This is a genomic window from Bacillus coreaensis, from assembly GCF_050586445.1.
Classification (GTDB): Bacteria; Bacillota; Bacilli; order Bacillales; family Cytobacillaceae; genus Robertmurraya_A; species Robertmurraya_A coreaensis.
In genome coordinates, this window is the sequence record NZ_JBOCCY010000006.1 from 259,822 (window position 1) to 286,665 (window position 26,844).

Below are 26,844 nucleotides of genomic sequence, written 5' to 3' on the forward strand. Positions count from 1 at the left end.
TGACTTCAATGCCTTTAGGTAATATGATAATCATATCAAATTGTTCTTAATAAAGAACTGCAAATTATTAATAACTATTGAATTCTATGATATATAAAGAATGGAGAGGGACCTTTACCTAAATATAAAAACCTCTCAATTTTTTTGAATTCGCTGTTCTTTTTAATGAACCGTACTTTTCAACAGGAAATGTTGTTTTATTAACAGATGCTGATGTGAATGAGTATATAACTGAAGCTGGAGTTTATGTTGGTTCCGGTTAGGGAGAGTTTAGAATATGAAAATTCTAGTGTTTGCAAACTTCGGTATGGGTTTATATAACTTTCGAAAAGAATTATTAGAAGAACTAATAAATCAAAATAACGAAGTTTATATTTCGTTACCAAGTGATGATTATGTACCAAAGCTAGAAAATTTGGGATGTAAATTCATAGAAACTCACTTGGAAAGACGCGGAACCAATCCAATTAAGGATATAAAGCTTTTGTTTCATTACATAAATATAATAAAACGAATCAAACCAGACGTTGTGTTAACTTATACGATTAAACCGAATGTATATGGCGGTCTCGCATGTAGAATAACAAAAACCCCATATATTACAAACATAACTGGGTTGGGTACATCAGTTGAAAATAAGGGGGTAATGCAGAAAATTACCTTGATGCTATATAAGGTTGGTTTGAAACAGGCATCTTGCTTATTTTTTCAAAATAAAACTAACTTAAAGTTCTTTGTTGATAAGAGAATTGTAAAAAACAAAACTAGGTTAGTTCCTGGTTCGGGTGTGAATTTAGAGCAACATATTTTTGAAGAATATCCGGATAATGATGAGAAAAATAGATTCCTTTTCATTGGACGCATGATGAAATCAAAGGGGATCGAAGAATTGCTACAAGCTATTAAAATTGTCAAAGAAAAATTTCCAAATACACAATTTGATTTAGTTGGTCATTGTGAAGAAAATTATCATCAAAAATTAGTTGAATTAAATGAATTAGGAATGATTAATTATTACGGCCAACAGAAGGATATCCACTCGTTTATCAAGAAATCTCACGCTACAATCCTTCCTTCTTATCATGAAGGAACAGCTAATGTACTTCTTGAATCTGCATCTACCGGGCGTGCTGTGTTGGCTTCTAGAGTGCCAGGTTGTAAAGAAACTTTTGATGAAGACGTAAGTGGTTTTGGGTTTGAGGTTAGAAATGTTGATAGTTTAGTTGAAGCTATTATTAAATTTATTAACCTTCCCTATGAACAAAAAAAAGCAATGGGGATTGCTGGGCGCAAAAAGATGGAAAATGAGTTTGATAGGAAAATTGTGATTAATGCTTATTTAGATGAAATTAACAATTTTAAGGAGGAAGTGATATGAACTTATATGAAAAAATTGTTAACAGAGAAGAAAAAATAACATTGATTGGACTTGGCTACGTTGGTATGCCTATTGCTGTTTCTTTTGCTAAGAAAGTGGATGTCATTGGATTTGACGTTAATAAAGAGAAAATTAATCTTTATAAAAGTGGTATTGACCCTACAAAAGAAGTTGGAAATGAAGTGATTAAAACTACAACGGTTGATTTCACGTCTGATGAAAAAAAGCTTAGAGAAGCGAAATTTCATATTGTAGCTGTACCTACACCTGTTAAAGAAGATCGTACACCGGATTTAACACCGATAAAATCAGCTAGCCGTACTCTAGGCAGAAATTTAATGAAAGGATCAATTGTAGTCTTTGAATCTACTGTTTATCCAGGAGTAACTGAGGATATCTGTGTTCCAATTTTAGAAAAGGAATCTGGTTTAAAGTGTGGATTTGATTTTAAAGTTGGATATTCTCCTGAAAGAATTAATCCTGGAGACCAAGAACATAGATTAGAAACAATAATAAAAGTAGTTTCTGGAATGGATAAAGAGACACTTGATATCGTGGCAAAAGTGTACGAATTAGTTGTAGATGTGGGAGTCTATAAAGCTGAAAGCATTAAAGTGGCTGAAGCAGCAAAGGTTATCGAAAATTCTCAACGGGATATAAATATCGCTTTTATGAATGAACTTTCTATTATTTTTAATAAGATGGGAATTGATACAAAAGCTGTACTTGAAGCGGCAGGAACGAAATGGAATTTTCTCAAATTCTCTCCTGGGCTTGTAGGTGGCCATTGTATAGGTGTTGATCCATACTATCTTACATATAAAGCGGAACAGATGGGCTACTATTCTCAGATTATACTTTCAGGGAGAAAAATAAATGATGATATGGGTAAGTATGTAGCTGAAAGTATTGTAAAGAAGATGATAAAGGCCAACAAACAAATAAATGGCTCAAAAGTAGCGATCTTTGGTATTACCTTTAAAGAAAACTGTCCGGATGTTCGTAATACAAAGGTTGTCGATGTAATCAAAGAATTAGAAGAGTATGGAGTAGAAGTAAAAGTAGTTGATCCTCTAGCGGATAGAGATGATCTTTGGCATGAATATAGAATTAATCCTTGTGAAGTTGAAGAAATCAAAGCGATGGACGCTGTCATTTTTGCAGTTCCACATGATGAGTTTAAAGCTATTCGATTAGAAGATGTAAAAAAGATGTTTCGATCTTCAGGGGAAATCTATATCGACTCTGAGGCGATGCATGAGGTAGCTGCAGCATCTGAGTTTAATATGGACGCTAACAGTAACGTATTAATGGACATCAAGGGAATATTTGATAGAAAAGAAGCAGAGGATGCAGGCTTTTTATATTGGAGGTTATAAAGTGGGATATGAAAATATAAGATTTCCAGATGGTTCTAAATTTTTAGTAACTGGATCAGCGGGATTTATTGGTTCCAATTTAGTTGAAGCAATTTTGAAATTAGGTTATCAAGTTAGAGGACTTGATAACTTTTCGACTGGGAAAAAAGAGAATGTAGAACAGTTTATCAATCATCCTAGCTATGAATTTATGGAAGGCGATATTCGTGAACTTGATACATGCATGAAAGCTTGTGAAGGAGTCGATTATGTTCTTCATCAAGCAGCGTGGGGCAGCGTCCCAAGGAGTATAGAGATGCCCTTATTCTATGAAGAAATTAATATTAAAGGTACTTTAAATATGATGGAGGCAGCGAAAAAAAATGGTGTGAAGAAGTTTGTTTATGCTTCAAGTTCATCTGTTTATGGTGATGAGCCTAATCTACCTAAAAAAGAAGGTATAGAGGGGAATTTGTTATCGCCTTATGCCCTCACCAAAAGGGTAGATGAGGAGTATGGAAGGCTATATACAAAGTTATACGGACTTGATACTTATGGTTTACGTTACTTTAATGTATTTGGTAGAAGACAAGATCCTAATGGGGCATACGCTGCAGTCATTCCAAAATTCATTAAACAATTACTCAATAATGAACAACCAACTATTAATGGTGATGGGAAACAGAGTAGAGACTTTACTTATATTGAAAATGTAATTGAGGCTAATTTGAAGGCTTGTAATGCCAATAGTGAGGCTGCAGGTCAGGCGTATAATATAGCCTACGGTGGAAGAGAATTCTTGATTGATATCTATATTCAGTTGTTAAATGCATTAGGAAAAGATATTCAACCTATATTTGGACCAATGCGGACAGGAGATATCAAGCATAGTAATGCTGATATTTCTAAAGCAAAAGAAATGCTGGGGTATGAACCGGAATGGAGTTTTGAGCGAGGGATTGAAGCAGCAATAGAATGGTATAAGAACAATTTGGGTGTTGAAGACGTTGTTAGTTATTTTTAGGAATTTAACCCTTGTTACATATTAATCTCCAATAGATATAATTTTAACCCTAATACTAGGAGGGTAGTGAATGAGTAAACCTTTTAGAGTTCTACACGTAGTAGTAAACATGAACAGAGGCGGCGCTGAAACACTGATTATGAATTTATATAGAAATATAGACAGATCCAAAGTTCAATTCGATTTTCTAACGTGTAGAGAAGGAGTTTTTGATAGTGAAATCATAGAACTTGGGGGGACAATACATCGGATTCCCTATATTAATGAAGTGGGTCATTTTAGTTATATAAAATCCCTCAATAATTTTTTCTCTCATCATAATGACTATACAATCGTCCATTCTCATTTAAATAGGATGAGTGGATTTGTAATAAGAGCTGCTAAAAAAGCCAGGATTCGTTATTGTATATCTCACAGTCATAATACCGGAGGAGAAGGCGGGATGTTGGCTAAGGGATATAAATGGTATTCAGGATTATTTATTCCATCCCATTCAGATTATACCTTTGCCTGTTCCGAGGCTGCTGCCAAGTGGTTATTTGGCAGTAAATCTAATGAAGCAAAATTACTGAATAATGGAATAGAACCCGAAATGTTCAATTATTCTCCTGAAGTGAGAATGATGAAAAGGCAAGAACTAGGGATCAGTGACCAATTAGTGATTGGCCATGTTGGCAGATTTACAAAACAAAAAAATCACAAGTTCTTAATTGAAATTTTTGCTGAATTTGTTAAAAGAAGACCCGGATCTACACTATTACTATGTGGTGACGGCGTATTACGGAAAGATATTGAAAAAAGAGTAAATGAATTAAATATACAAGAAAAGGTGAAATTCTTGGGTGTCAGAAGCGATATTCATCAATTACTTCAAGCTTTTGACATGTTTTTATTTCCTTCTCTTCATGAAGGTTTGCCAGTAACTCTTATCGAGGCACAAGCAGCTGGAATACCTTGTTTCATATCCGATGAAATAACAAGTGAGGTTGATTTGGGGTTAGATTTAATGAAATTTTTGAAACTAACAAGTATAGATTTATGGGTTTCAGAACTTGAGAAATTTAACTTGGAGAAAATCGAACGGCATACCTCAAAACTCAAAATGCTCAGCGAGAGAGGTTATGATATAAAAAATACAGCAAACTGGCTTCAAGATTTTTATCTATCAAATTCGAGGTGATAATTCTTGCCAATATTGACTATATTTACCCCGACATATAATAGGGCATATACACTTCACAACTGTTATGAGAGCCTTAAAAGACAATCAAATAAGGAATTTATTTGGTTAATTATTGATGATGGTTCTTCTGATAATACGGAAGATCTAGTTAGAAGTTGGATAGCAGAAAATATTATTTCTATTCAATATTATCGCCAGGAAAACCAAGGGATGCATGGAGCTCATAATACTGCGTATAACATGATCAATACAGAATTAAATGTTTGTATAGACAGCGATGATTATATGCCGGACGATGCGGTTGAAAAAATAGTTTCTTGTTGGAAAGAACATGGTAGTGAAGAAATAGGTGGTATAGTTGGCCTTGATTGCAAGACTAACGGAGAAATAATAGGGACAGAACTTCCAAAAAATATTAAAACCTCATCACTATTTAACCTATACAATAAATACGGAGTTAAAGGAGATAAAAAGCTAGTTTACCGGACCAAACTAACAAGAAAATATCCTTACCCTGTATATCAAAATGAAAAATTAGTACCTTTATCGTATAAATATTACATGTTGGATCAGGAATATGAGTTGTTACTAATGAATGAGGCACTTTGTTGTGTGGAGTATCTGCCAGATGGATCATCGATGAACATATTAAAACAATATAAAGTTAGTCCAAAGGGATTTAGATTTTATCGAATGGAAATGATGAAATTACCAAACACACCATTACTATTCAAATTCAAGCAGGCAGTACATTATGTATCTTGCAGCGTTTTTGCTGGAAGCAAAGGCGTTTTAAGGCATTCACCTCAAAAGTTTTTGACACTTATTGCTTTACCATTTGGTTTTGTACTAAATAAATATATTATTACTAAGGTTGCAGAGAAATAAGTGGAAAAGTATCTAATTATATTTTGCAGCACCAATCCTTAATTTTTAATGACGTGATGATAAAAAAATTGCAAATAAAGAAAGTGTAATTAACAATGAAAACGCTGATATAAAAAAAGAGTTAACAAGTCTTATAGAAGAATTCAAGAGAGAAAACTCTGAATGGATAACAGAAGATATTTAGCAATATAACCATTTAAATTCTATTAGAATTTGAAACTGAAAAGTACTCTTAAGATTTATGTCTCAGAATTGATTGCTTCCAGTTAATGATATTCATATTCCTGTCCGACCCCCACATATATCAACATATCTCGGCCCGCATTTATATACTACAAAATTAAACTAATGATAATTATATAAAAAACCTTGTTCTTTATTAAGTATTATTTAAAGAAAGGTGATAATAATGGGCTTTAAGTTATTTTTAAGTGCTAAACAAATTGTTAAAATAAACCGTTCATCAAGAAATATTTTAGTCAGGTGGATGGGAATTACTTTGACAAATTTATGGATAATGTTTCAAACAATCACTAAGTTGTTTAAGGATAAAAAACACAGAGAAATTTTCTTTATGCAGATATTTAACGGGAAAAATGTCCATCAAACAACTTCACTTACCTACATGGATCGATATCCTAAAATTTTTACAGCTTGCCAAAAATACTTTGAGGGAAAGGAAGATATAAAAATACTTTCCTATGGCTGTTCCACGGGTGAAGAGGTTTTAACTCTGCGCCGATATTTTCCAAATGCTCAAATAATAGGTGTAGATATTAACAAACAAAGTCTGGTTACTTGTAGCAAACTTTAAGTGGACGAAAAAATTTCTTTTATGTACTCTTCACAAAAAGAGATTCAAAAACATGGAAAATTTGATGCAATATTCTGCATGGCAGTTCTGCAAAGAAAGCCACATGATATTGCTACCAAGGGAATAACTAACTTAAAAAAAATATACCCTTTTGAGAAGTTTGAAAAACAAATTTATGAACTAGATGAACTCGTAAAACCAAATGGGTTATTAGTTGTTCGCTTTTCACAGTATTCACTTTCGGACACAGGAGTAGCTCCAAAATATGAAATATTAGCAGACATCGTTCAGGATGAGTATATCGTTCCAGTTTTTGATAGGAACAGTGAACTGAAAAAAAAACCTGTACCCCAAAAGAGCATTTTTGTAAAATTGAATGACTAGTTATAAATTTGTAAAATTAAAGGAAATAAATGGCAGTCATGATAAGGAGTCTATATTTATGAAAATAGCATTCATCTCCGACATCCACGGCAACGCCATTGCATTGGATGCGGTACTACAAGATATACAACAGAAAAACGTAGATAAAGTCTTAGTCCTAGGTGATATCTGCTACCGCGGACCTGAGCCACAGCGTGCGTTAGACCTAGTTCGAGCACTCGATTGTAATGTAATCAAAGGTAATGCTGACGAATGGGTAGTACGTGGTGTTCAGCAGGGAGAGGTCCCTGATCATGTACTTGAACTAATGAACAAAGAAAGAGATTGGATAGTCTCCCAACTGTCTGATAAAAGCATCGACTACTTAAAAGAATTACCAACTCAATTGAACCTTGAGGTTGAAGGAATACGAATCCATGCCTTCCATGCTACTCCGGACAGTCTTTTCGAAGTAGTGCCCCCAACAGCTAGTGATGAAACCATCCTAGAAAAGTTGGTTACCAGTGAAGCAGATTTATATATCTATGCTCACATTCACAAGCCATACATACGTTTTATTAATGGAAAATGTATAGTAAACATTGGAAGTGTAGGTCTTCCATTTGATGGTCTAAATAAAGCTTCGTATTCTATAGTTGAAATTAATGAGGGTAGTATTCAAAACTCAAACGTCCGAGTAAGCTATGATGTCCATAAGGTAGTAGAACAGTACAAGAACGTAGAATACCCAAATGCAGAAATGATGAGTAAGGTTGTCTTACAAGGAAAACTGTGATGGGGTGCTGATAATCGGAGGTACAATATGTTTTTTATAAGATTGCTTCTACTTGTTATCCCTATCGTGTATATGGCACTGATTTGGATTCAAACAAGCAACTTTGATCCTGAATCTGTCTATATGCTTTCCACTCAAATAGACATGAACATCTTATTGCTTATTGGAGCTGGGCTAGAATTAGCCCATCTTTTTGAATTTGGTATTCTATATTTATTTTTAGTGATGGCTTTCCTTGTATTTGGAAAGCTATCATATAAAAAAGAACTATTTGCAGTTGTTATAGCATTCGGCTATGGAGTAGTTGATGAACTACATCAATACTACATTCCCTTTCGTTCTTTCTCTCTAGTTGATTTAATGAAAAATGGTATAGGGGTCTGGGCATTATGGTATTTTACTCGAAAAAAATATCATAAAAGCCAATCTAGATTTGGTAACCTATTGAAAAGAATTACTCATACTCAAGAAAACCATCATAATATAAAACTGTAATGGTGAGCCTTATTAAAGTATAGCGAAAAGTGTCGAATGATTGTTCTTTAAAAAGAACTGTTGAAGAGATAAAATAAATCGTAGTATCCAATGTTTTTATATGATAAAGAAGAGTATTTTCATTATAGACATGGATGACTATATTCCGTTGTTCTGTATTAAGAAAAAATGAACAGTAAAATGATTGAGAATCAAAGATTACTTCTTTGATCTCAACCTCTAAGGGTTGATAACATGAACAAAACATGGGTATTAATTGCTGAACATTATACCCACTTGAAATGGGATTCCAATTGGATAGGGGAATTTATTGATAAATATTTTACTCATCCCACTATCTCTTTAACTAGGTTTGATATAAAGATAAGTATCCATGACAACTATGGAAAGCCATTTAAGGACTATGAAGTTGATATTTCAAAATCCTTGAAATACATCACTTTTCGTAGGACGGATTATTTAATAAAAGCCACATTGGATTATAAAGAAGTGACAATTTATGTTCACGACGAATTAGCGTTGAAACATGCACTAATGAACGTTTATAGTTCCTATATTGTCTACCATAACTGGGGATTATTACTCCATTCTTCCTGTGTATTGGATAATAAGAAAGCCCATATTTTTACTGGACATTCAGGTGCAGGTAAGTCAACAGTAGCAAAGCTTTCTAGCCCAAGGATGCTGCTCTCTGATGAGGCAAGTATTGTTAAGATTACAAATGAGGGCATTAAGGTGTTCAACTCCCCTTTTCGAAGTGAGTTAGAAGCATCAGGAAAAGAACGTCCTGCTTGTCTAGCATCTATTCAACTATTACACCAAGCAACTAATAATAGTAGAGAAGTTATGACAAAATCAGATGCGTATCTCGAATTAGTCAATAAGATTTTTTATTGGTCCCATTCTAAACAGGAGACTATGCAAGTATTCTATCTATTAAAAGTGCTTGTTGAACAAGTTCCAGTTTACGATTTACATTTCCAAAAGAATAATGCGTTTTGGGAGTTGATTTCTTAATGAAGCAATATATAAAAAAGAGTGCATATGATTGTACTCAGTTAGATGATGATTGGATTATATTAAATACCGATGATTTTACCGTTACGAAAGTGAATGAAGTGGGTGGATACTGCTGGACTCTTTTAGAATCAAAGCAAACGGCTGAAACCATTAGGCAGGCGGTTCAAGAAGAGTATTCGAGTGTCGAGGATATTACTACAGAAGATATTGAGCAGTTTTTGGATGAATTGTTGCAATATGGGCTGTTAACCCATGAGGTTTGATATCGATACGGTTTCATTATTGCAGAAATCTATTCAAAAAGATGGGTGGCTAGATCTTCCAAGTCAAGGTTATAGTATGTATCCTACCATTCAAAATGGAGATATCTGTCGCTTTGTTCCTTGTAGTGGGAATCAATTTAAGAAGGGTGATGTCATTTTATTCTGGACTGAATCCGGTCAATTGGTTGCTCATCGCTACTACTACAGCAAAGCAAATGAAGACGGTAAGCTAAAATACTTCTGCAAAGGTGATACAAATACAAGTTATGACCAGCCAATCGGAAATGAAAACATCGTTGGTACACTCAAATATATTGATAAAGGAAACCGTAAAGTTTTTCCAAACCAACTAAGAATCTATCTCTGGGGATGGTTAATTATGAATCAACCCATTTTAACTGATTTCTTAAGAAGATATCTAAATAGAAAAAGTGTTTTATTATAACGAACTTCCACACATTTAGTCGCAAAAAGTTCAAACCAAGAGTTGAGCTAGCACCTGAATAAAGGAGAGGGGTATAGGTGAAATGGATCCAGGCTTTGTATGAATCAGAGGTAACCCTAGATTCATATAATTATAAATCCCTGTTAAAAGAAATCATGGAGTTTGGGGTTGCTCCTCAAGTTTACTCCCTATTAAAGCAACAAGGAACATTAGATCGCACACCTGTATTTTTCCAGGAACGGTTGAAGGAGCAATACGAAGAAAATCTCTTTTTATCTCTTTTTATCAAAAGCCAATTAACAAAAGTGTTGGATTGCTTTGAGCAAACTAAACTTCCAGCTATTCCTTTAAAGGGAGTACTATTTGCTGAAAAGTACTTTGGTCATATTGGAGCTAGAAGTACATCAGATATAGATTTACTCATTCAGCCGGAGGACTTGGAACGTGCGATCTCTACCGTTATCTCTTTAGGTTATTCCGTTGAAGAAGAGCCGATTGCTGGTCATTTTCACTGTAGCTTTAGTAAGCCGATACCAAATTCAAAAATCCCATTAACAGTAGAGTTACACTGGAACTTATTGAAGGATGATACCTCCAAGCTACCGATAGAAGAGTTTTGGCAGGAAGCAAGGGCTTTAGGAAACTACCAATATGTAAAAGAACTATCTGACTATCATACTTTTTATATGATTTGCTTGCATGGATGGAGACATAATTTGGACTCTCCGAAACACTTTTTAGATATCATTCAACTGATTTATCAGATTGGTGACAGAGTGGATTACATACAATTGCTAGTTCAGACTAGGCATCATCGGACACAAAAACGAATGATCCGTACTCTTGCGATTGTTTATCAACAGCACCCATATTTGCAAAATGTAAAACCATTGCCTGTTAAAAGACCTAATTTATGGGATTATAATGCGTTTAGAAATGGACACAAGAAGCAGTTAAAGAACTATCTAGATTTTGTGGACTACTCCTTTTTTAGCTATGATAGCTTAACGCATAGTAAAAATGAATTTTTCAGTTGGATTAAGTCCTTACGACCAACAAAACCACTTATTATATCCTCTACTAAACACCAGTAGCTGTAGCGCTTATCAAAAGGCTTACAGCTATTTTTCATTCCTCTAATTTATAACATTCCCACATTAAATATCATATTTACTATTGTCTTCCTTACTTTCACATGGTAAAGTAGGTTTATTCTTTTTAAAGGCGAATATTTTAAATAATTATTTTGTTAATGTTCGTGTTTTGGTTGATTCGATCCTAAGGCAAGCAAAATCCGTTATGATCCATTCATAACGTTTTTAGAATTTAATAAGGAGAGATGTTAGTGAGGAAGAACAGGTGGTTGATCGCATTATCAGCAGTGGGGATTCATATTTCGATTGGCTCCGTGTATGCATGGAGTAACTTTACTGCGCCGTTAAAAGAGATGTTTGGTTGGTCTGATTCTGAAGTGGCTTTAACCTTTAGTATTGCTATTTTATTTTTAGGATTATCTGCGGCCTTTTTAGGACATTTTGTAGAGAAATATGGACCGAAAAAAGCTGGGTTACTGGCAGCGGTTTTCTTTGGGATTGGAATGACAGGGGCAGGGTTTGCCGTTGATATGGAGTCTAAATCCTTATTGTACTTATTTTATGGCGCTCTTGGAGGAATTGGTTTAGGTGTGGGTTATATTGCACCTGTTTCAACTCTCGTAAAATGGTTTCCTGACAGAAGAGGGTTAGCAACAGGCTTAGCGATTATGGGATTTGGTTTTGCGGCTGCGATTGCTAGCCCGATCATGAACTCATTAATTACCTCTGTTGGAGTGGCTAACACATTTTACATTCTAGGAATCTCTTATTTTCTCATCATGGTGGTCTCTTCTTTATATCTTGAAAAACCACAAGAAGGCTGGTTGCCAGAAGGATTTAAAGAGAAGATTGCTAGTGGCAAAGCAAAGGCTAAGTTAGATTTATCACAATTAACAGCGAATCAAGCTGTAAAGACCAAGCGTTTCTGGTATTTGTGGTTCATGTTATTCATTAACATTACCTGTGGAATTGCGATTTTAGCAGTGGCTAAGCCATTAGCAATGGAAGCAATAGGGATTGATATGGCAACAGCGGCTGCATTAGTTGGTGCGATTGGGATTTTTAATGGTCTTGGACGAATTGGCTGGGCCTCATTATCGGATTATATTGGTAGACCAAATACGTATACCGCATTTTTTGTCCTACAAATGGTTATCTTCTTTTTCTTGCCGCAAGTGTCGATTCAATGGTTGTTTATGGGCATGCTGATCGTTGTTTATACTTGTTATGGTGGGGGATTCGCATCGATTCCAGCTTATATAGGCGACTTGTTTGGAACGAAGCAGTTAGGTGCGATTCATGGGTATATTTTAACGGCATGGGCTGCTGCTGGTTTGGCGGGTCCACTGTTTGCCGCTTGGATTAAAGATACGACCGGAAGCTATGCAGGGAGTTTAACCTTCTTTTCAGGATTATTTGTAGTTGCGCTTGTTCTTTCTCTATTAATTCGACGGGATATTAATAAGTTAAAATCTCAAGCAGAAACCGAGCCTGTAAAAAAAGCAGGATAAACAAAAAGCAGGATAAACAAAAAGAAGGGTTCATATCTTGACCTTAATTCGAGTAACCAGCAAAAGTAAAATAAGCGGAAATTTTCCGGTTAGATGCGAAATGGAGCTCGTTTTGGGGTAAATAAGGGGAGGTTTTCCGCTTATGCAAAGCAAAATCTCCCCTTTTCGAATTTTTCGAGCAAATAGACGGAATCTTTCCGTCTATTTAAGCCATTTTTAATAATAATTACTAATTAAGCGGAATTTCTCCGTCTATTATCAGCTCGGGTGCTTAACCTGATCCCCCAACCGAAAAGTGCGGACCCTCTTGAACTTAGATGTGGGAATCAGCAGCTTTTTATCGACCAGCTTATCATGATCAATAAAATTGGTACTCAAAGCGGCACTGCAAATGACACAATTTTCTACCCTCTATATTTAATTGTACAATACTTATTGCCCATCTTAATAATGATGTCAATTGATATGTCAAAGTTAATGGGATTTCGTAGAAACGTTAATAAATAAAGAAAAGACGTATGCACCCGAAAACGGAACCTTTTAGTTAATCACGGGGACGCTTTTTTACGAAAAAATAAATCACAAAAATCGTCATAACAAATGCAGCCAAGATGAGTTGAAATTTCGTATCAAACTTTAGAACTTGGTGAACCCCATAAGCCTCGATAAACAAAGAAGGAATCTTTCCAAGGGTACTCACTATACCGAATGCGACAATATTCATCTTACCAATCGCAGCAGTTAACGTCACGAAACCTGACGGAACAAACGGTAACAACCGAAGCAAAAGAACAATCGAAACTGCTTCAAAACCTTTTGATTCATACAACCGGTTTAGAAGGAGTCGAACCCATCTCCATTTGACCTGCACCTTTTCCTTCACCCGCGAAAATCCTTTTCGGTAAAGCCAAAAGCTCACAATGGCACCAAGTGCTTCTCCTATAATGGAAACAACTAACCCAACCTCAAAACCGAGAATGGAAATATTGGCTGCTGTTAAAAAGGCACTTGGAATAACACCAGCCACAGCGATGAGCACATTGCCAAGTACACTTCCAAAAATAAAGAGAATTTCGTTCATTGTCCGTTCTGCCACTTATACCCTACTCCCCAAACGGTTTGTAAGTGCTCATCGGCAGGGAAATGGGCTTTTCTTAATTTTTCTCGGAGATTTCGAACATGGGAGTCAATGGTTCTGTCCTCAGTAGCGACACCATGGCCCCAAATCGAGGTGATCAAATGGTCGCGGGTAAATACCCGATTAGGATGGGTTAAAAACAGCTCCATCATGGAAAATTCCTTTGGTGTTAATGGAATCGGTGTTTTTTCATAATGCAGATCAAAGGATTCTAGATTCAACACTAGCCCTTTAAAAGTTAATAGTGGGCTTTTGGACGTATGTCTTCTTAATACAGCCCCAATTCGAGCAAGTAGTTCGTCTTCATCAAATGGCTTCGAAATATAATCATCCGCCCCAATCTCAAGTCCCTTCACCACATCAGTCTTATCCGTTCGTGCTGTTAACATGATAATGGGAATATCCCATTTTTTTCTGATTTCTGCACATAACGTCCAACCGTCCATTTCAGGCATCATGATATCAAGAAGCACGAGGTCAACCTGATTGGATGATAGGTATTCTAGTGCATACAAAGCGGAAGTGTGTGGTGCGCATTTGTATCCTTTTGGTTCTAGATAAAGGCATAATAAATCCAACATTCGTTGCTCATCGTCTACCAGTAAGATCGTTTTCATCACTCCACGCTCCCCTAAACATCATTTGAAATTCTGTTCCTTCTTGTATTTGGCTTCTCACCGTAATCGTTCCGTCATGTTTATTTACTAGTTCCTTCACAATAGAAAGTCCAAGACCGGCCCCACCTAGCATACGAGTCCGGGATTTATCAACCCGGTAAAAACGGTTAAAGATATGTGGTAAATCCTCCTCAGGGATGCCGTTACCCGTATCACGAATCGTCACATAAAGCTGGTTTTTTCTTAGTTCAACCATCACGCTAGTACTTCCCCCATGCGAAGAATATTTCATGGAATTATCCAGTAAGTTCAAAAAAATCTGTTCCATTCGGATCGGATCAGCCAGTAAAAAGAAATCACTTTGGCAGGAGATGTGGAGAGTCATACCCTTCTCCTTAAAAGCCGGAGCTAGTTTCGCCTCCACTTTTTCAAGAATCTCCTTTATGTTAACTTCGGTTTTTTCAATCAAAAATGAATTCTGATCCATTTTGGCTAAGTCAAATAGCTGCTTTATTAAGTCATTTAAACGATTGGTTTCTTCAAGAATAATAGCTAGGTAGTTCTGTTTTTCTTTCTCAGATAACTCGCGTTTCATGACAATTTCTGTATACCCTTTTATATAAGTGATCGGTGTTCGTAATTCATGCGATATGCTTGCTAGAAAGTCATTTCTCTCTTGCGTTAAAAAGGTAAGATCATGTGCGAGTGATTCAATCGATTTTGCTAAATCGCCAAGTTCATCGTTCCCTGTTTCAGGCAAAGAGATGGAGTAGTTCCCTTGGCTGATTTGAAAGGTTGCATCCTTCATATTGATAAGAGGCTTGGTGATTGCCTTCGAAAGCAAAGCGATAATTAATAATGTTAGACCAACCGTTAAGAACCCAGCAAGGAGGAAATGTTGGTTTAATCGTTTAATTAATGAATGAACGGTTTCTGTGTCTTGAAACATGAACACATATCCAATGATTTCTCCCTCATTTTCTAATGAGCTAACGGTAGATATGAAAGGTTCTGTCTCCCAATTATTCTCGATAATGACGCCTTCCTGTGGAACTTCTTTTGAAGGAAGCTTTACGTGATCTATGAGTTGTTCATTTTTACTCGAAGAATCAAGAATCTGTACATCAGCATCGGTTACCACTACATCTGTTGTGGATTCTGTCTCCATTAAAGCAACGTGGGTTATGGTTTCTGGGGTAAAATGGTTCTCTAAAATCGCACGATGGGAATTTCCACGAGCTTGAAGGGCATGTAGTTCTTCTTGTACCCGTGATTCTACTAAAGCAGAGTGAAGAAAGAAGAACATAAACGATTCAAGTCCTAAAATACATAAAAAGAAAATGGCACCTAATTTGATCGATAGCTTTTTCAAAGGGAAATCTCCTTTTCCTGTCATACTTACTATAGTAATCGAAATCACTATGGAAATCTTAATTTATGAATAAGAAAAATAAGGCAATACTAGCAGATGACAAAAAAGAATCAAACTTTATGCATAAAATCTGCACAAAGTGTTGTTAAAGTGAAACTATGTTTTCACTATGAATTTGTAGAAAAAGGAGAGTAACGTAGATGAGAAAACGATTTGCAAGTATGATAAGTATATTGCTTCTAACATTTTTAGCTGCTTGTACTTCGAATGTAGACGAAGGAAAGGAAGCAGAAGAGCATACTGAGGTTACTGAAACCAATGGGAATGTATCGAATGAGCTTCTTGTTACAAGTACGAAAAATGTGACAAGGCTAGATGCTGATACTTTGAATGAGGCAGCGATTATGGTCTCGCAAACCATTTGGCCAGCAACGGGGAACGATAATCGACCTGGAACCGTTATTTTAGCACCAGCGGATCAATGGCAAATCGCTCTTGCTGGGTCCGATTTAATCCACCATCCGAATAATGGGCCGGTACTATTTTACAATCAAGAGCTTTCGGAGGAAACATTACATGAAATCAAACGCTTGAGCCCAACTGGAAATGTGAATGGAACAGAAGTGATGGTCATGGGAGATGCTTCCGAGAAGGTTCTTGACGCATTAGAAGAGTATAAGGTGGAGCAAATCACCGGAAACGATCCAGCTGAATTTGCATTTGCAGTTGATAAGAAGTATGCCGAGACGGCTGGAGAATTGCCTCAAAGTGTGATCATCGTTTCTCTTGAGGACGATGCAAAGTTATACTCACTTGTTGCCTCTAACTGGATTGCTCATATGCCTGAACCTGTTTTATTTGTTTCAAAGGATAAAATCCCCCAAGCCACTGTGGAAGCATTACAATCCCGTGGAAATAAAGCAAATATGTATGTGTTGGCACCTGAAGAAGTGATTTCTGAGAGTGTTGTTGCTAGCTTAGAAGAGTATGGAAAGGTGAATCGTATTGCAGGAGAAACTCCCGTGGAAGCATCCATTGCTTTTGCTAAATTTAAGGATGAAAAAACAGGTTTTGGCTGGGGTGTGACGGAACCAGGTCATGGGTTTGCTTTTACGACAACCGCTCAACCTGAGTTTGCCATCGCTGGAGCACCTTTTGCCCATTTAGGAAAGCATGCACCACTTCTTTGGTTGGAGAATGGAGAAGCTACAAGTGAAATACATGAATATTTAGGAGCTCTTCAACCAAAGTTTACTGATGACCCAACTGTTGGGCCATACAACCACGCCTATATTCTAGCGAATTTGAAAGAAGTTTCAATGGATACACAAGGAATGATGGATAGTATGTTAGAGATTTCTCCAGCTAATGGAAGCGGGGGACATGGTTCACATTAATCATAGGAGGACCTTTTTAAGATGAAAAATATTTTACTAGTGGCTGCTATTAGCCTTTTAACATTAACGGCGTGCAGCCAAGAAGACGAGACAGCACAACCAGAGGAGTCAACAAATCAAACTGAAACTCAGGGCTCAGACTCCCAGGATGAAACGGAAGATAAAACTAAAGTCTCTCTTGCATCACATGACTTTTTTGAACCGTTCACTGGAAAATCAGATCATATCCACGGGCTCGGGTATGTGGGAGAACAAGGGGCTGCCTTTTTTGCCGCTCATGACGGATTAAAGATATATGAGAATGGAACATGGTTAAAAACGAAGAGGGAAAATAACGATTATATGGGATTTAACGCGACCGATGATGGATTTTATTCTAGTGGTCATCCAGGAACAGATTCTAAGCTTCCCAATCCGATTGGCATAATGAAAAGTGTGGACTATGGTCAAACCTTACAAGGTCTTGGCTTTGAAGCCGAAGTGGATTTTCATCTTATGGCCGTTGGATATAACAATCATCAGATTTTTGCGATGAGCCCACATAAAAACTCCATTATGAAGGCAGATGGATTTTATGTGAGTGAAGACGACGGTGCCAATTGGAAAGTAGTCTCCGCGAATGGTTTAAAAGGTGAGCTCATCGGATTGGCTGTACATCCAATGGATAAAAATATTTTGGCAGCCGCGGGTGAGGATGGAATTTACTTGTCTAAAGATCAGGGAGAAAGCTTTGAGTTACTTACAACAGGAACACAGGGAACAAGCGTTTATTTTACAGGTGATCGTCTCCTCTACGGTGAATATGATGGTCAGCCTTCATTGGTACTAAGAAGTTTAACTGATGATGAAGAAGAGGAAATTAACCTGCCGGAGATGAAGGAAGACGCTGTCATGTTCGCCGCATTCAATCCAAAAAACGAGCATGAAATCACATTTGTTAGCTTTAACAATGACATTTACCAAACCACTGATCAAGGTGAAAACTGGAATTTTCTAGCGCGATCAGGGGTTTTACAATAAAGAGTCAGACGTAGAGAAGGAGTTCTCTGCGTCTTTTTTATGTAGATAAAGTATAATTTTTTCCTCTTAAAGGATAATAATCCTAGCATAATTTTTACTTGTGAAAGTTCGGTGAGAAATTTGATGAAAAAAGGGAGTAACAAAAAATCTGAGAAAAAACGAGAAATTACGACCATAAGGGAAGCGTTTGATTCTCTAAGGAAATCAACTGATTTTGTGTTTTATAAAAAGGAGCATGGCAACGTTCCGTATGTTATTTCCTATTTTTCAAGTATCGTGGATGCGGAAATAATCCATCAATATATCCTACCGAATTTGCTAGAAATCAGTGACTTGGGAGAACTCAAGTCAAAAATTCCGATTGAGGAAATTATTGATGTTACAAGCCCGAAGGATCTAACTGAAAAGATGCCTTCTGGGTATGTGTATATTTACTTCACAGATTCAGATCATCATGGAGTTTTAATTCCAGCAAAGAAGGATGAAAAGCGGTCCATTTCTCCACCTGAAGTTGAATTTAGTGTAGTGGGTCCGAAAGAATCTTTTGTTGAATCATTAGATACAAATATTTACCTTATTCGAAAAAGATTGCCGATTGATAGCCTAAGAGTGGAAAAAATTACAATCGGTGATTTATCAAATACCGGAGTGGCCTACTTATATATAGAAGATATTGCAGATGAAGAAAACGTAAATACGCTCAAGCAGCGACTGAATGAAATCGATTTTGATGCGATTGGTGATACGGCTTATATTTCACAAATTATTGCGGACAATCAGCGATCTCCTTTTCCGCAAATTCTTGATACCGAAAGGCCAGACCGGGTGGCGACGGCATTGGCTGAGGGTAAGTTAGCCATATTAGTCGATCGATCACCACATGCATTGATCGGTCCTACTACGTTTAATGAGTCCATCTCTACATTTGAGGACTATTTATTAAATTGGTATGCTGCTTCCTTCATTCGGATTGTCAGAATTGCATCCATTGCCTTTTCTATTTTAATCACACCTATTTATGTAGCGACTTTGACGTATCATTATGAATTAATACCGAAGGATTTATTGGCAACCTTAATTACGTCAAGAAGAGCAATTCCCTTGCCACCGATCTTAGAAGCTCTGTTTCTTGAGCTGACCATTGAATTACTAAGAGAGGCCGGAGCTAGACTTCCGACAAAGGTAGGTCAAACCATTGGTATCGTAGGCGGGATCGTTATCGGGACTGCGTCAGTTGAAGCTGGCCTAACAAGTAATGTCTTGTTAATCATGGTTGCCTTGGCAGCTCTGGCTTCATTTACCACGCCGACGTATCAATTCGGTAACACGATCCGTTTGATCCGGTTTCCATTTTTATTTTTTGCACATGCATGGGGCTTAATAGGAATTGTTCTCTGCTTTTCGTTTCTGGCAGGACATTTATTGCAGTTAACCTCATTAGGGAGACCATATCTAGAGCCATTTTATCCTACAAGGGTTAGAGATTTAAAGGATACGATTATTCGACTGCCATTTTCCAAGCTAAGTCGAAGACCTGTTCACAATCATCCTGAACAGAAAAAACGCTTCTCACCAAAAGATGAAAAAGTTCATCGAGATATTGATGAATAGCTCGTTAGAAGGAGTTGTTCCTTTGTGACTACCATCCCAGACCGATTAAAAGTATCACCATTTTTTTCTTTTTACCTGGTCCAAGCGATTCAAATAGGAGTTGGAATTTTAGGTTTTCAGCGAGTGCTCACAAAGGCAGTCGGAAATGATGCGTGGATGTCTATTATTTTAGGAGGAATAGGAGTTCATGTCATCATATGGATGATTTATCAAATTCTTAATAAACAAGACGGAGATATTACTGATGTGCATCGGGTACTGTTTGGCAAATGGATAGGAGCGGCCTTTTCCATTTTGTTAGTTGTTTATTTTTGTTTATTAGCAATCACTGTTTTAAGGTCCTATATAGAAGTAGTGCAGGTCTGGATGTTTCCTGGAATTAGAATTAGCCTATTCTCAATTGTGATATTGATTATTGTTTTTTATATTGTCAATGGAGGTCTCCGTACCGTTACTGGGATGGCCGTTTTAGGAGTTGTCCTCCCTTCCTATTTGTTATTTTCCTTGTTCTATCCCTTAAAGTATGCATTTTTTGAAAATCTGCTGCCTATTTTTGATCACTCCGTGTTAGAAATTTTAAAATCAACCAAGCAAATTACATTAAGTGTGTTAGGGTTTGAGACATTGTTATTTTATTATCCATTTTTTAAAGATCCGAAGAAATCACAAAAATGGGCTCATTTAGGTTCAGCATCGACGATCTTTGTGTATCTTGCGGTGATGATCGTAAGTATCGCGTACTTTTCAGAAGAGCAATTAACCCGGAATATATGGGCAACCCTTACCATGTTAAAAATTGTTCAGCTTCCATTTGTCGAGCGAATTGAATACGTGGCGATTTCTTCTTGGTTATTTATGATTTTGCCGAATCTTTGTTTAGCAATGTGGTCTGCAAGCCGGGGGGCAAAACGAGTCTTTAAAAAGAAACAACGGGTATTATTAGTTTTATTATTATTACTTGTTTTTGCAGGTTGTTGTTTATTAAAAACCCGTGAACAAATAGACATGTTAAGTAACTTTACTGCTGAAATAGGTTTTTATTTAATTTTTGGTTATATTCCTTTTCTATTTCTTTTTAGTACTATTTTTCATCGTATGAAAGGGCGGAAATCCGCATGATGAAGATCGTTATCTTACTGATGTCCTTATTACTATTAACAGGCTGTGTGGAACAAAAAATCATTGATGATATCAATATTATGAGTGCAGTTGGATATGATGCTAGAGAAGATGGAGAAGTCAAAGGAACAATCGTTATCCCAGTTTATAAAGCAGATAAAAGTATTTCGAATGAATCTTTTATGAGTGTAGCTAAAGTAAGCAAAGAAATTAATCGACAATCACAAATGAAATCAGCGGATCCATTAGAAAATGGTGGTATCGAAGTTGTTCTATTTGGAAAAGAGCTAGCGGAAAGAGGGGTATATGAAATAACGGATACATTTGAACGTGATGCTGGTATTGGTTCTCGATTGTATCTGGCTGTTGTTGATGGCAATGCGGATGAAATATTGGAAAAGAATCTTGGAAACCTTGGAACAGGAGCTTATTTAAATACTTTGTTTGAACATAATATGAGGCATCGAGAGTTGCCTCGGTCGAATCTTCATTTATTTATGTACTCGTATTATTCAAAAGTAAAAGATTCTTTTCTTCCCTATGTGAAATTAACAGGAAATAAAGTGAAGATTATTGGAATTGCCTTATTCAAAGGAGATAAAGCAGTAGATTATCTGAATGACAAAGATATGTTCTTTTTTAAGGCTCTTATGGAGAATTTCAGGAATGGTGCCTATACTTTTAAAGTAGGGAAGGATTATGTCACTACATACAATATAACGATGAAAAGGAAGTATCAAATCGAGGATCCATTAACCCAGCCAAAGGTAAAGTTACGTGTCAAATTAGAAGCGCATATAAGAGAATACTCAGGTAAAGCCCTTGATCCTAAAGTAATTGATTTAGCCGGAAAGTCATTGGAAGAGCAAATAAATAAAAGAACAGAAGAGTTACTGAATCGTTTCCGAGATGATGGCATCGACCCCATTGGAATCGGTGTTTTAGCAAAAACTCAAACAAGAAAGTTTGATCCGGAAAAGTGGAATGAAGTCTATCCGAATACTACTTTCGAAGTATCGAGTAAAGTGTTAATTACTGAAACGGGAGTAATTGAATAAGAGCAAAAACCTCTTAATGGGGGAAATCCACAAAAAGAGGTTTTTGTATTAATTATACTTGGCTTTCAAATAAGGTGTTTCGATTATTATATTTAGATATTAAGAAGAGCAGCAGAATGTTAATGATTAATAAGAAAAGGCCGACACAAAGAAGGATGATGGGACTAATTATTAACATCCCTGTCGCTTGACCTACGAATAAACCAACGATCGGAAGGATGACCAGTCCACCGATTTGCTGAGCTTCCTGAAAACTTTTTGACCGGGCTGACACTAATACTACTATTAAAATCGTAAATAAAGTAATGATTGGAGATAACCAAAATACAAGCAAAATCCAATTGATATTTGGAAAAATAAAACCATCAAAGATTCGATAGGTTATGGCAGTCGTAATAACACCAAAAATGACAAAGCTGCCGATTGTTAAAACCATGGTTGGAACAAAAGCCGAAAGTACCTTTCCAATAAACAATTCCTTTACGGTGATTGGTGCAAATAACAGGCTTTCTAAGGTGCCTCTCTCCTTTTCCCCAACAAAGCTATTAAGAGCAATCATCATCGAATTGATGACGGGAATAAGAAGAAACATAGAACCTAACAAATAGTTTACAACCACATAAATGATTTGATGGTTAAACGTTGGTAACGCGTTAATCGTGTCTTTCATTTCTCCGTTAGGCAGACCAGATAAAATAGTGTTTGTCATTGTCTCTATATCAGAAGAGGTGAGAGGAACAAAATGAATAAGTAAAATAAGTGCAGCGGGAAAAATGATAGCAAAAATCAAGGGCAGGATGATTAGACCGATGAGTACTTGTTTATTACTTGTTATACCCTTAATATCTTTCAAAGCTATAGTCCAGACTAGTTGCCTATTTATCTTCATTTTTCACACCTCTAATCTGAAAATACAAACTCTCTAAATCTCTATTTTGAATCTCTACATGGTGAATCCAGAATTGCTTCTTCAATATTTCCTCTAATAATCTTGGCAATTGGTCTTTTGTTTGCAAGATAAAAGTGATAAAAGAGCCGTCCTGTTTGACCACTTTATATAGAGGATTTAGTTCATTAACAACCGCGTTTGTCTCAATTTTTACAGAGATTTCTTTGATATATTTTGCTTCTAGTCCTGATTTGGTACCAGATTCAATAATGGTACCATGATCTAAAAATAAATATTGTGTACAAACGCTTTCAATCTGGTGCAGAATATGAGAGCAAAGGAAGATGGTGGTTCCATATTTTTTGTTAAGTGTATGGATATTTTGAAGGACCATTTGAATACCTTCTGGGTCCAATCCATTGGTCGGTTCATCTAAGAACAAGATGGTCGGGTTATGTAAGATGGCTTTGATGATTCCTAATCTGCGTTTCATACCTGTGCTATAGGTACCCACTTTTTTGTGCTGATGGTCGGCCAGTTGAAAATCCTCGAGTAATTGTTGAATCTTTATCTCATCATTTACTCCGTAAAGTTTCCCGAAGAACCTAAGATTATCAACACCACTCATCTCGTGATAAAGACCTGCTCCATCTGTAAGTATCCCGCTGATTTTTCGAATTTCATGACCTTGTGTATGGGGATCCCAATTGTTGACGAGTATCTTTCCCGCTGTGGCTTCAATAACACCATTTAATAATCGAATGATCGTCGTTTTTCCACTGCCATTAGGTCCTAGCAACCCGACAATATCGCCTTTATTAACGGTGAAAGATACATCATGTAATACAGGCCGAGCATCGAATTGTTTTTGAATTCCGTCTACTTGAATAATTGGAGTCATCTTTTGTCCCCCTTTTTAAAATAAACCTTATATAACTAACCACTTGTAAAAAAAGTAACTAGATTTATTCTAGTAATGATGAATTTCCATTATTAAGGTAATTATATCACTAATAAGGTAGAAGAAAACGAACAGGAGAACACGTTTTGAATAAAATAAACTCATTACAACAATTGGTTGAATTCATCCCGGTATTTAAAGAAGCCATTCCTGCTGATTTATCGATTGCCGTCTGTAACCTAGAAGAATTTATTGCCTATTTTCCGGGTGATAATATTGATTTAAAGATTAAAGTTGGGCAAAAAATTAATCGCGAAGAACCCCTTTCTGTTGCGATTCGTCAAAATAAAAGGTTGCAAGCAGAAGTACCAAAAGATTTCTATGGATTTGAATTTACAGGTACGGCTCTTCCACTTCATGATGAGAAAAATAAGGTCATTGGAGGAATAGCTGTTCAAATTAGAAAACAGAGTGAACTAAGAGCCATTGCTGAGAAAATTTCAAATTCCTTGTCGCAAGCTACGGAACAAATTAATTCAGTGGCAACAGGCTCTGAATCCTTAGTCCGACTATCAAAGGAACTTCTCGAACAGTCGAGTCAAGCGGGAGAGAATGTGAAAGAAACGGATGTCGTTTTGTCAATGATCAAGAAAGTTGCTGATCAGACGAACTTACTCGGTTTGAATGCAGCCATTGAAGCGGCTAGAGCAGGACAGCATGGGAAAGGATTCGAAGTAGTGGCAAACGAGATTCGGAAATTCTCGAGAGAAACCGTATCTTCCACACAAAAGGTGAGTGAAATCACTTCACAAATTCAAAAAGCGACGAACGATATGGGACAATCGATTGAAAAAATAGCCGCTGTTGGTGACGAACAAGCGGAGTCCATTCATGAAATTTCTTCCTTGGTCGAGGAGATTGAAAAGCTTTCAAAGAAGCTTGGAGAATTTGCAAATAAATTATAATAAGTAACGATCTAACAGGCACTTCCTCTACACGGAGTGCCCTTTTTAATATAGAATAGTTACCTAGGTAACTATTTTGTGATATAGTAGTATTATGATAGGTAAGGAGAGGTAATTAGATGCAGGAGAAACATGAGCTATTTCACAGTATCCACCAGCTTTCAAGGAACCTGACCAAAAGAGTAAATGCGGCATTAGAACCGTATGAAATTTATAGCTCTCAGTGGTCAGTTTTATTTGTGCTTAAGGAAAAAGGATCTATGACGCAAAAAGAACTATGCCAGTATTTAGCGGTTGAAGCTCCACCAATGACAAGAACCATACAGAAGCTTCAAAAATTAGGGCTTATTGAACAGACGGAGGGGGAAGATCGACGAAAAAAATATATCGGTCTCACCGAAAAGGCCATCACAAGCTATCCAGTTTGGGAACAAGCCGTGATGAATGTGAATAATCAAATCATTAGTGGCCTTTCAGAACCTGATCAAAAGGAATTGCGAGTCCTTGTGACCACATGGTTAAAAAAATTATAGGGAGTGTGAACACCTTGGATGATACAACAAAAATAAAATTGTGGACCAGAAACTTTATTGCGGTTTCAGCCAGCAATTTCTTTTTATTTATGAGCTTCTATTTTCTCTTAGTCACATTACCAGTTTACGTCGTGAACGACTTAGGGGCATCTAAATCCTCAGCTGGTTTACTTACCACCGCTTTTCTTCTAGCAGCCATCATTATACGCCCTTTTTCAGGTAAATTAATTGAAAAATATGGCGGTAGAATCATATTGATCACTTCATTAGTATTATTTCTTGCTACCACCTTATTCTATTTCTTTGCAAATAGTGTTCCACAACTGCTAACGGTAAGGCTGATTCATGGAATTAGCTTTGGGATGGCAACCACAGCTGCTGGCTCGATCGTAGCGGATATTATCCCTGAAAAAAGAAGAGGAGAAGGAATGGGATACTTTATCTTATCCGCATCACTAGCAATGGTCATTGGACCTTACCTCGGGTTAACTTCCATGCAAAGTGGTGGCATTCATGTGATGCTTATGATTGCTCTCGTTGCTTCAATCGGTGGACTTGTTGCAGGTTTCTCTATATCAAAAACGAAGGAGCATAGAGAAGCTTCAAAGGAACCGACGAAGTTTACAACAGGTTCACTCTTTGAGAAAACCGCATTACCGATTGCCATAACAGGTGCATTCTTTGCAATTATCTATTCGTCGATCATTTCATTCATCTCTGTGTATGCAAATGAAATCCATTTAGGACACGTCGCAAGCTTTTTCTTCGTTGTTTATGCTGTTGTCCTCTTAGTGTCGCGTCCCTTTACTGGAAGATGGTTTGATCAATTCGGAGCAAATATCATTGTGTTTCCTGGGATTGTTCTTTTCTCCATTGGTTTGTTCATTCTGAGTCAAGCATCATCAGGTTTTATCTTTTTGCTTGCAGCTGCTTTTATCGGCCTTGGTTGGGGTACTTTGTTTCCAACTTTCCAAACCATTGCGATACAGTCTGCACCACCGAAACGAAGAGCCATGGCAACAGCCACCTTTTTATCTGTGTTTGATATGGGAATTGGTTTTGGATCCTATATCGTTGGACTATTAGCATCTGGACTTTCATTTAGTCAACTATACTTTTACGGATCGTTTTATGTACTGGCAGGAATGGCTGTATACGTCTACTTTAATTTGAGAAAATCCATCAGCAAGAACGCGGAAGCAACTTATCGTACGGAATTGAATAAGCGGGCTAATTAGTTTGGTGCTTTTTGGGGAAGAGTGGACTCGGATATTTATCCGAGTCCTTATTTGTGTGGCTGATTTCGGCAGAAGAGGTTATGGAAACGGTGGTCTTGTCTGGGTGAGAGGAGGATTGGGACAGGATTGCGCTCGAAACTAATCATTGAGTCTGAATCAAGTGTTCATTCAGACAGGAGGCAGAGCAGAAAGCGCAACCAGAGTCCGAATGAAGGTGGATTCAGACAGATCAGAGCCCGAAAACAAGCATTGAGTCCGAATCAAGGGTCCATTCGGACAGGAGCCAGAGCAGAAAGCGTAACCAGAGTCCGAATGAAGGGTGGATTTAGACAGATCAGAGCCCGAAAACAAGCA

General features: G+C 36.8%; 28 protein-coding genes. 23 read left to right on the forward strand and 5 right to left on the reverse strand.

Annotation, left to right across the window (positions count from 1 at the left end; all coding sequences use genetic code 11):
* The first annotated feature begins 277 nt into the window (after nucleotides 1-277).
* The 14 genes from ACQ5H4_RS12280 to ACQ5H4_RS12345 all read left to right on the forward strand — a co-directional run bounded on the left by ACQ5H4_RS12280 (nucleotide 278) and on the right by ACQ5H4_RS12345 (nucleotide 12,632).
* On the forward strand, nucleotides 278-1,378 hold the full coding sequence (locus ACQ5H4_RS12280) for a glycosyltransferase family 4 protein (protein WP_430775193.1): 1,101 nt from the start codon (nucleotides 278-280) through the stop codon (nucleotides 1,376-1,378).
* Nucleotides 1,375-2,757, forward strand: a complete 1,383-nt coding sequence (locus ACQ5H4_RS12285) for a nucleotide sugar dehydrogenase (RefSeq protein WP_430775194.1) — start codon at nucleotides 1,375-1,377, stop codon at nucleotides 2,755-2,757. Before ACQ5H4_RS12280 ends, ACQ5H4_RS12285 begins: the two co-directional genes overlap by 4 nt.
* 1 nt (nucleotide 2,758) lies before the next feature.
* Nucleotides 2,759-3,760: an SDR family oxidoreductase gene (locus ACQ5H4_RS12290; RefSeq protein WP_430775195.1), complete on the forward strand. Its 1,002-nt coding sequence runs from the start codon at nucleotides 2,759-2,761 to the stop codon at nucleotides 3,758-3,760.
* Between the two features lie 70 nt (nucleotides 3,761-3,830).
* Nucleotides 3,831-4,940: a glycosyltransferase family 1 protein gene (locus ACQ5H4_RS12295; RefSeq protein ID WP_430775196.1), complete on the forward strand. Its 1,110-nt coding sequence runs from the start codon at nucleotides 3,831-3,833 to the stop codon at nucleotides 4,938-4,940.
* Between the two features lie 6 nt (nucleotides 4,941-4,946).
* Nucleotides 4,947-5,831 carry a glycosyltransferase family 2 protein gene (locus tag ACQ5H4_RS12300; RefSeq protein ID WP_430775197.1) on the forward strand — a complete coding sequence of 295 codons (885 nt, stop codon included), beginning with the start codon at nucleotides 4,947-4,949 and terminating at the stop codon, nucleotides 5,829-5,831.
* Nucleotides 5,832-6,240: 409 nt separating this feature from the next.
* Nucleotides 6,241-6,645, forward strand: a complete 405-nt coding sequence (locus ACQ5H4_RS12305; RefSeq protein ID WP_430775198.1) for a protein-glutamate O-methyltransferase CheR — start codon at nucleotides 6,241-6,243, stop codon at nucleotides 6,643-6,645.
* The gene (locus tag ACQ5H4_RS12310) at nucleotides 6,646-7,029 is read left to right on the forward strand and encodes a class I SAM-dependent methyltransferase (protein WP_430775199.1); all 384 of its coding nucleotides are present in this window, start codon (nucleotides 6,646-6,648) and stop codon (nucleotides 7,027-7,029) included.
* A 58-nt stretch (nucleotides 7,030-7,087) separates the two neighbouring features.
* Nucleotides 7,088-7,804 (forward strand): metallophosphoesterase family protein, encoded by a 717-nt coding sequence (locus ACQ5H4_RS12315; RefSeq protein ID WP_430775200.1) that lies wholly within the window; start codon nucleotides 7,088-7,090, stop codon nucleotides 7,802-7,804.
* A gap of 27 nt (nucleotides 7,805-7,831) precedes the next feature.
* The gene (locus ACQ5H4_RS12320; RefSeq protein ID WP_430775201.1) at nucleotides 7,832-8,299 is read left to right on the forward strand and encodes a VanZ family protein; all 468 of its coding nucleotides are present in this window, start codon (nucleotides 7,832-7,834) and stop codon (nucleotides 8,297-8,299) included.
* Nucleotides 8,300-8,533: 234 nt separating this feature from the next.
* Entirely contained in the window at nucleotides 8,534-9,316 is a 783-nt protein-coding gene (locus ACQ5H4_RS12325; protein ID WP_430775202.1) for a hypothetical protein, read from the forward strand.
* A complete protein-coding gene (locus tag ACQ5H4_RS12330) occupies nucleotides 9,316-9,582 on the forward strand; it encodes a PqqD family protein (RefSeq protein WP_430775203.1) in 267 nt (88 codons plus the stop codon). The genes ACQ5H4_RS12325 and ACQ5H4_RS12330 overlap by 1 nt, the downstream gene beginning before the upstream one ends.
* Nucleotides 9,572-10,027: a signal peptidase I gene (locus ACQ5H4_RS12335; protein WP_430775204.1), complete on the forward strand. Its 456-nt coding sequence runs from the start codon at nucleotides 9,572-9,574 to the stop codon at nucleotides 10,025-10,027. Before ACQ5H4_RS12330 ends, ACQ5H4_RS12335 begins: the two co-directional genes overlap by 11 nt.
* A 77-nt stretch (nucleotides 10,028-10,104) precedes the next feature.
* Nucleotides 10,105-11,121 (forward strand): nucleotidyltransferase domain-containing protein, encoded by a 1,017-nt coding sequence (locus ACQ5H4_RS12340; protein WP_430775205.1) that lies wholly within the window; start codon nucleotides 10,105-10,107, stop codon nucleotides 11,119-11,121.
* 245 nt (nucleotides 11,122-11,366) lie between these two features.
* Nucleotides 11,367-12,632, forward strand: coding sequence for an L-lactate MFS transporter (locus tag ACQ5H4_RS12345; RefSeq protein ID WP_430775206.1), 1,266 nt, complete (start codon nucleotides 11,367-11,369; stop codon nucleotides 12,630-12,632).
* A 544-nt stretch (nucleotides 12,633-13,176) separates the two neighbouring features.
* On the opposite strand, the gene ACQ5H4_RS12350 is transcribed toward ACQ5H4_RS12345, so the two are convergent.
* The 3 genes from ACQ5H4_RS12350 to ACQ5H4_RS12360 are packed head-to-tail and all read right to left on the reverse strand — an operon-like array spanning nucleotide 13,177 to nucleotide 15,759.
* Nucleotides 13,177-13,728 carry a TVP38/TMEM64 family protein gene (locus ACQ5H4_RS12350; RefSeq protein ID WP_430775207.1) on the reverse strand — a complete coding sequence of 184 codons (552 nt, stop codon included), beginning with the start codon at nucleotides 13,726-13,728 and terminating at the stop codon, nucleotides 13,177-13,179.
* Nucleotides 13,710-14,387: a response regulator transcription factor gene (locus ACQ5H4_RS12355; protein WP_430775208.1), complete on the reverse strand. Its 678-nt coding sequence runs from the start codon at nucleotides 14,385-14,387 to the stop codon at nucleotides 13,710-13,712. The genes ACQ5H4_RS12350 and ACQ5H4_RS12355 overlap by 19 nt, the downstream gene beginning before the upstream one ends.
* Complete coding sequence (locus ACQ5H4_RS12360) at nucleotides 14,359-15,759, reverse strand: sensor histidine kinase (RefSeq protein ID WP_430775209.1); 1,401 nt, start codon at nucleotides 15,757-15,759, stop codon at nucleotides 14,359-14,361. Before ACQ5H4_RS12360 ends, ACQ5H4_RS12355 begins: the two co-directional genes overlap by 29 nt.
* A gap of 200 nt (nucleotides 15,760-15,959) precedes the next feature.
* Between ACQ5H4_RS12360 and ACQ5H4_RS12365 the strand changes: the two genes are divergently transcribed.
* The 5 genes from ACQ5H4_RS12365 to ACQ5H4_RS12385 all read left to right on the forward strand — a co-directional run bounded on the left by ACQ5H4_RS12365 (nucleotide 15,960) and on the right by ACQ5H4_RS12385 (nucleotide 21,964).
* Nucleotides 15,960-17,156: a cell wall-binding repeat-containing protein gene (locus ACQ5H4_RS12365; protein WP_430775210.1), complete on the forward strand. Its 1,197-nt coding sequence runs from the start codon at nucleotides 15,960-15,962 to the stop codon at nucleotides 17,154-17,156.
* 21 nt (nucleotides 17,157-17,177) lie between these two features.
* Nucleotides 17,178-18,176 carry a F510_1955 family glycosylhydrolase gene (locus tag ACQ5H4_RS12370; protein ID WP_430775211.1) on the forward strand — a complete coding sequence of 333 codons (999 nt, stop codon included), beginning with the start codon at nucleotides 17,178-17,180 and terminating at the stop codon, nucleotides 18,174-18,176.
* A 123-nt stretch (nucleotides 18,177-18,299) separates the two neighbouring features.
* On the forward strand, nucleotides 18,300-19,787 hold the full coding sequence (locus ACQ5H4_RS12375) for a spore germination protein (protein ID WP_430775212.1): 1,488 nt from the start codon (nucleotides 18,300-18,302) through the stop codon (nucleotides 19,785-19,787).
* Nucleotides 19,788-19,811: 24 nt separating this feature from the next.
* A complete protein-coding gene (locus tag ACQ5H4_RS12380; RefSeq protein ID WP_430775213.1) occupies nucleotides 19,812-20,906 on the forward strand; it encodes a GerAB/ArcD/ProY family transporter in 1,095 nt (364 codons plus the stop codon).
* Nucleotides 20,903-21,964 (forward strand): Ger(x)C family spore germination protein, encoded by a 1,062-nt coding sequence (locus tag ACQ5H4_RS12385; protein WP_430775214.1) that lies wholly within the window; start codon nucleotides 20,903-20,905, stop codon nucleotides 21,962-21,964. The genes ACQ5H4_RS12380 and ACQ5H4_RS12385 overlap by 4 nt, the downstream gene beginning before the upstream one ends.
* A gap of 52 nt (nucleotides 21,965-22,016) precedes the next feature.
* Here the strand turns inward: ACQ5H4_RS12385 and ACQ5H4_RS12390 are convergent, their stop codons facing one another.
* Nucleotides 22,017-22,853, reverse strand: a complete 837-nt coding sequence (locus ACQ5H4_RS12390; RefSeq protein WP_430775215.1) for an ABC transporter permease subunit — start codon at nucleotides 22,851-22,853, stop codon at nucleotides 22,017-22,019.
* Entirely contained in the window at nucleotides 22,840-23,754 is a 915-nt protein-coding gene (locus ACQ5H4_RS12395) for an ABC transporter ATP-binding protein (RefSeq protein ID WP_430775216.1), read from the reverse strand. The genes ACQ5H4_RS12390 and ACQ5H4_RS12395 overlap by 14 nt, the downstream gene beginning before the upstream one ends.
* A 539-nt stretch (nucleotides 23,755-24,293) precedes the next feature.
* Here ACQ5H4_RS12395 and ACQ5H4_RS12400 point away from each other — a divergent pair.
* From ACQ5H4_RS12400 to ACQ5H4_RS12415, 4 genes are all read left to right on the forward strand, one after another.
* Nucleotides 24,294-24,719 carry a methyl-accepting chemotaxis protein gene (locus ACQ5H4_RS12400; protein WP_430775235.1) on the forward strand — a complete coding sequence of 142 codons (426 nt, stop codon included), beginning with the start codon at nucleotides 24,294-24,296 and terminating at the stop codon, nucleotides 24,717-24,719.
* A 119-nt stretch (nucleotides 24,720-24,838) separates the two neighbouring features.
* Complete coding sequence (locus ACQ5H4_RS12405) at nucleotides 24,839-25,252, forward strand: MarR family winged helix-turn-helix transcriptional regulator (RefSeq protein WP_430775217.1); 414 nt, start codon at nucleotides 24,839-24,841, stop codon at nucleotides 25,250-25,252.
* Between the two features lie 14 nt (nucleotides 25,253-25,266).
* Nucleotides 25,267-26,490 (forward strand): MFS transporter, encoded by a 1,224-nt coding sequence (locus tag ACQ5H4_RS12410; protein WP_430775218.1) that lies wholly within the window; start codon nucleotides 25,267-25,269, stop codon nucleotides 26,488-26,490.
* Between the two features lie 126 nt (nucleotides 26,491-26,616).
* The coding region (locus ACQ5H4_RS12415; RefSeq protein WP_430775219.1) for a hypothetical protein at nucleotides 26,617-26,844 on the forward strand (228 nt) is incomplete at its 3' end.

Coding starts and splice junctions, on each gene's coding strand:
- ACQ5H4_RS12385 (WP_430775214.1), top strand. CDS start 20,903: ATGATGAAGATCGTTATCTTACTGATGTCCTTATTACTATTAACAGGC.
- ACQ5H4_RS12355 (WP_430775208.1), bottom strand. CDS start 14,387: ATGAAAACGATCTTACTGGTAGACGATGAGCAACGAATGTTGGATTTA.
- ACQ5H4_RS12405 (WP_430775217.1), top strand. CDS start 24,839: ATGCAGGAGAAACATGAGCTATTTCACAGTATCCACCAGCTTTCAAGG.
- ACQ5H4_RS12370 (WP_430775211.1), top strand. CDS start 17,178: ATGAAAAATATTTTACTAGTGGCTGCTATTAGCCTTTTAACATTAACG.
- ACQ5H4_RS12395 (WP_430775216.1), bottom strand. CDS start 23,754: ATGACTCCAATTATTCAAGTAGACGGAATTCAAAAACAATTCGATGCT.
- ACQ5H4_RS12325 (WP_430775202.1), top strand. CDS start 8,534: ATGAACAAAACATGGGTATTAATTGCTGAACATTATACCCACTTGAAA.
- ACQ5H4_RS12295 (WP_430775196.1), top strand. CDS start 3,831: ATGAGTAAACCTTTTAGAGTTCTACACGTAGTAGTAAACATGAACAGA.
- ACQ5H4_RS12330 (WP_430775203.1), top strand. CDS start 9,316: ATGAAGCAATATATAAAAAAGAGTGCATATGATTGTACTCAGTTAGAT.
- ACQ5H4_RS12280 (WP_430775193.1), top strand. CDS start 278: ATGAAAATTCTAGTGTTTGCAAACTTCGGTATGGGTTTATATAACTTT.
- ACQ5H4_RS12315 (WP_430775200.1), top strand. CDS start 7,088: ATGAAAATAGCATTCATCTCCGACATCCACGGCAACGCCATTGCATTG.
- ACQ5H4_RS12285 (WP_430775194.1), top strand. CDS start 1,375: ATGAACTTATATGAAAAAATTGTTAACAGAGAAGAAAAAATAACATTG.
- ACQ5H4_RS12365 (WP_430775210.1), top strand. CDS start 15,960: ATGAGAAAACGATTTGCAAGTATGATAAGTATATTGCTTCTAACATTT.
- ACQ5H4_RS12375 (WP_430775212.1), top strand. CDS start 18,300: ATGAAAAAAGGGAGTAACAAAAAATCTGAGAAAAAACGAGAAATTACG.
- ACQ5H4_RS12345 (WP_430775206.1), top strand. CDS start 11,367: ATGTTAGTGAGGAAGAACAGGTGGTTGATCGCATTATCAGCAGTGGGG.
- ACQ5H4_RS12390 (WP_430775215.1), bottom strand. CDS start 22,853: ATGAAGATAAATAGGCAACTAGTCTGGACTATAGCTTTGAAAGATATT.
- ACQ5H4_RS12305 (WP_430775198.1), top strand. CDS start 6,241: ATGGGCTTTAAGTTATTTTTAAGTGCTAAACAAATTGTTAAAATAAAC.
- ACQ5H4_RS12335 (WP_430775204.1), top strand. CDS start 9,572: ATGAGGTTTGATATCGATACGGTTTCATTATTGCAGAAATCTATTCAA.
- ACQ5H4_RS12320 (WP_430775201.1), top strand. CDS start 7,832: ATGTTTTTTATAAGATTGCTTCTACTTGTTATCCCTATCGTGTATATG.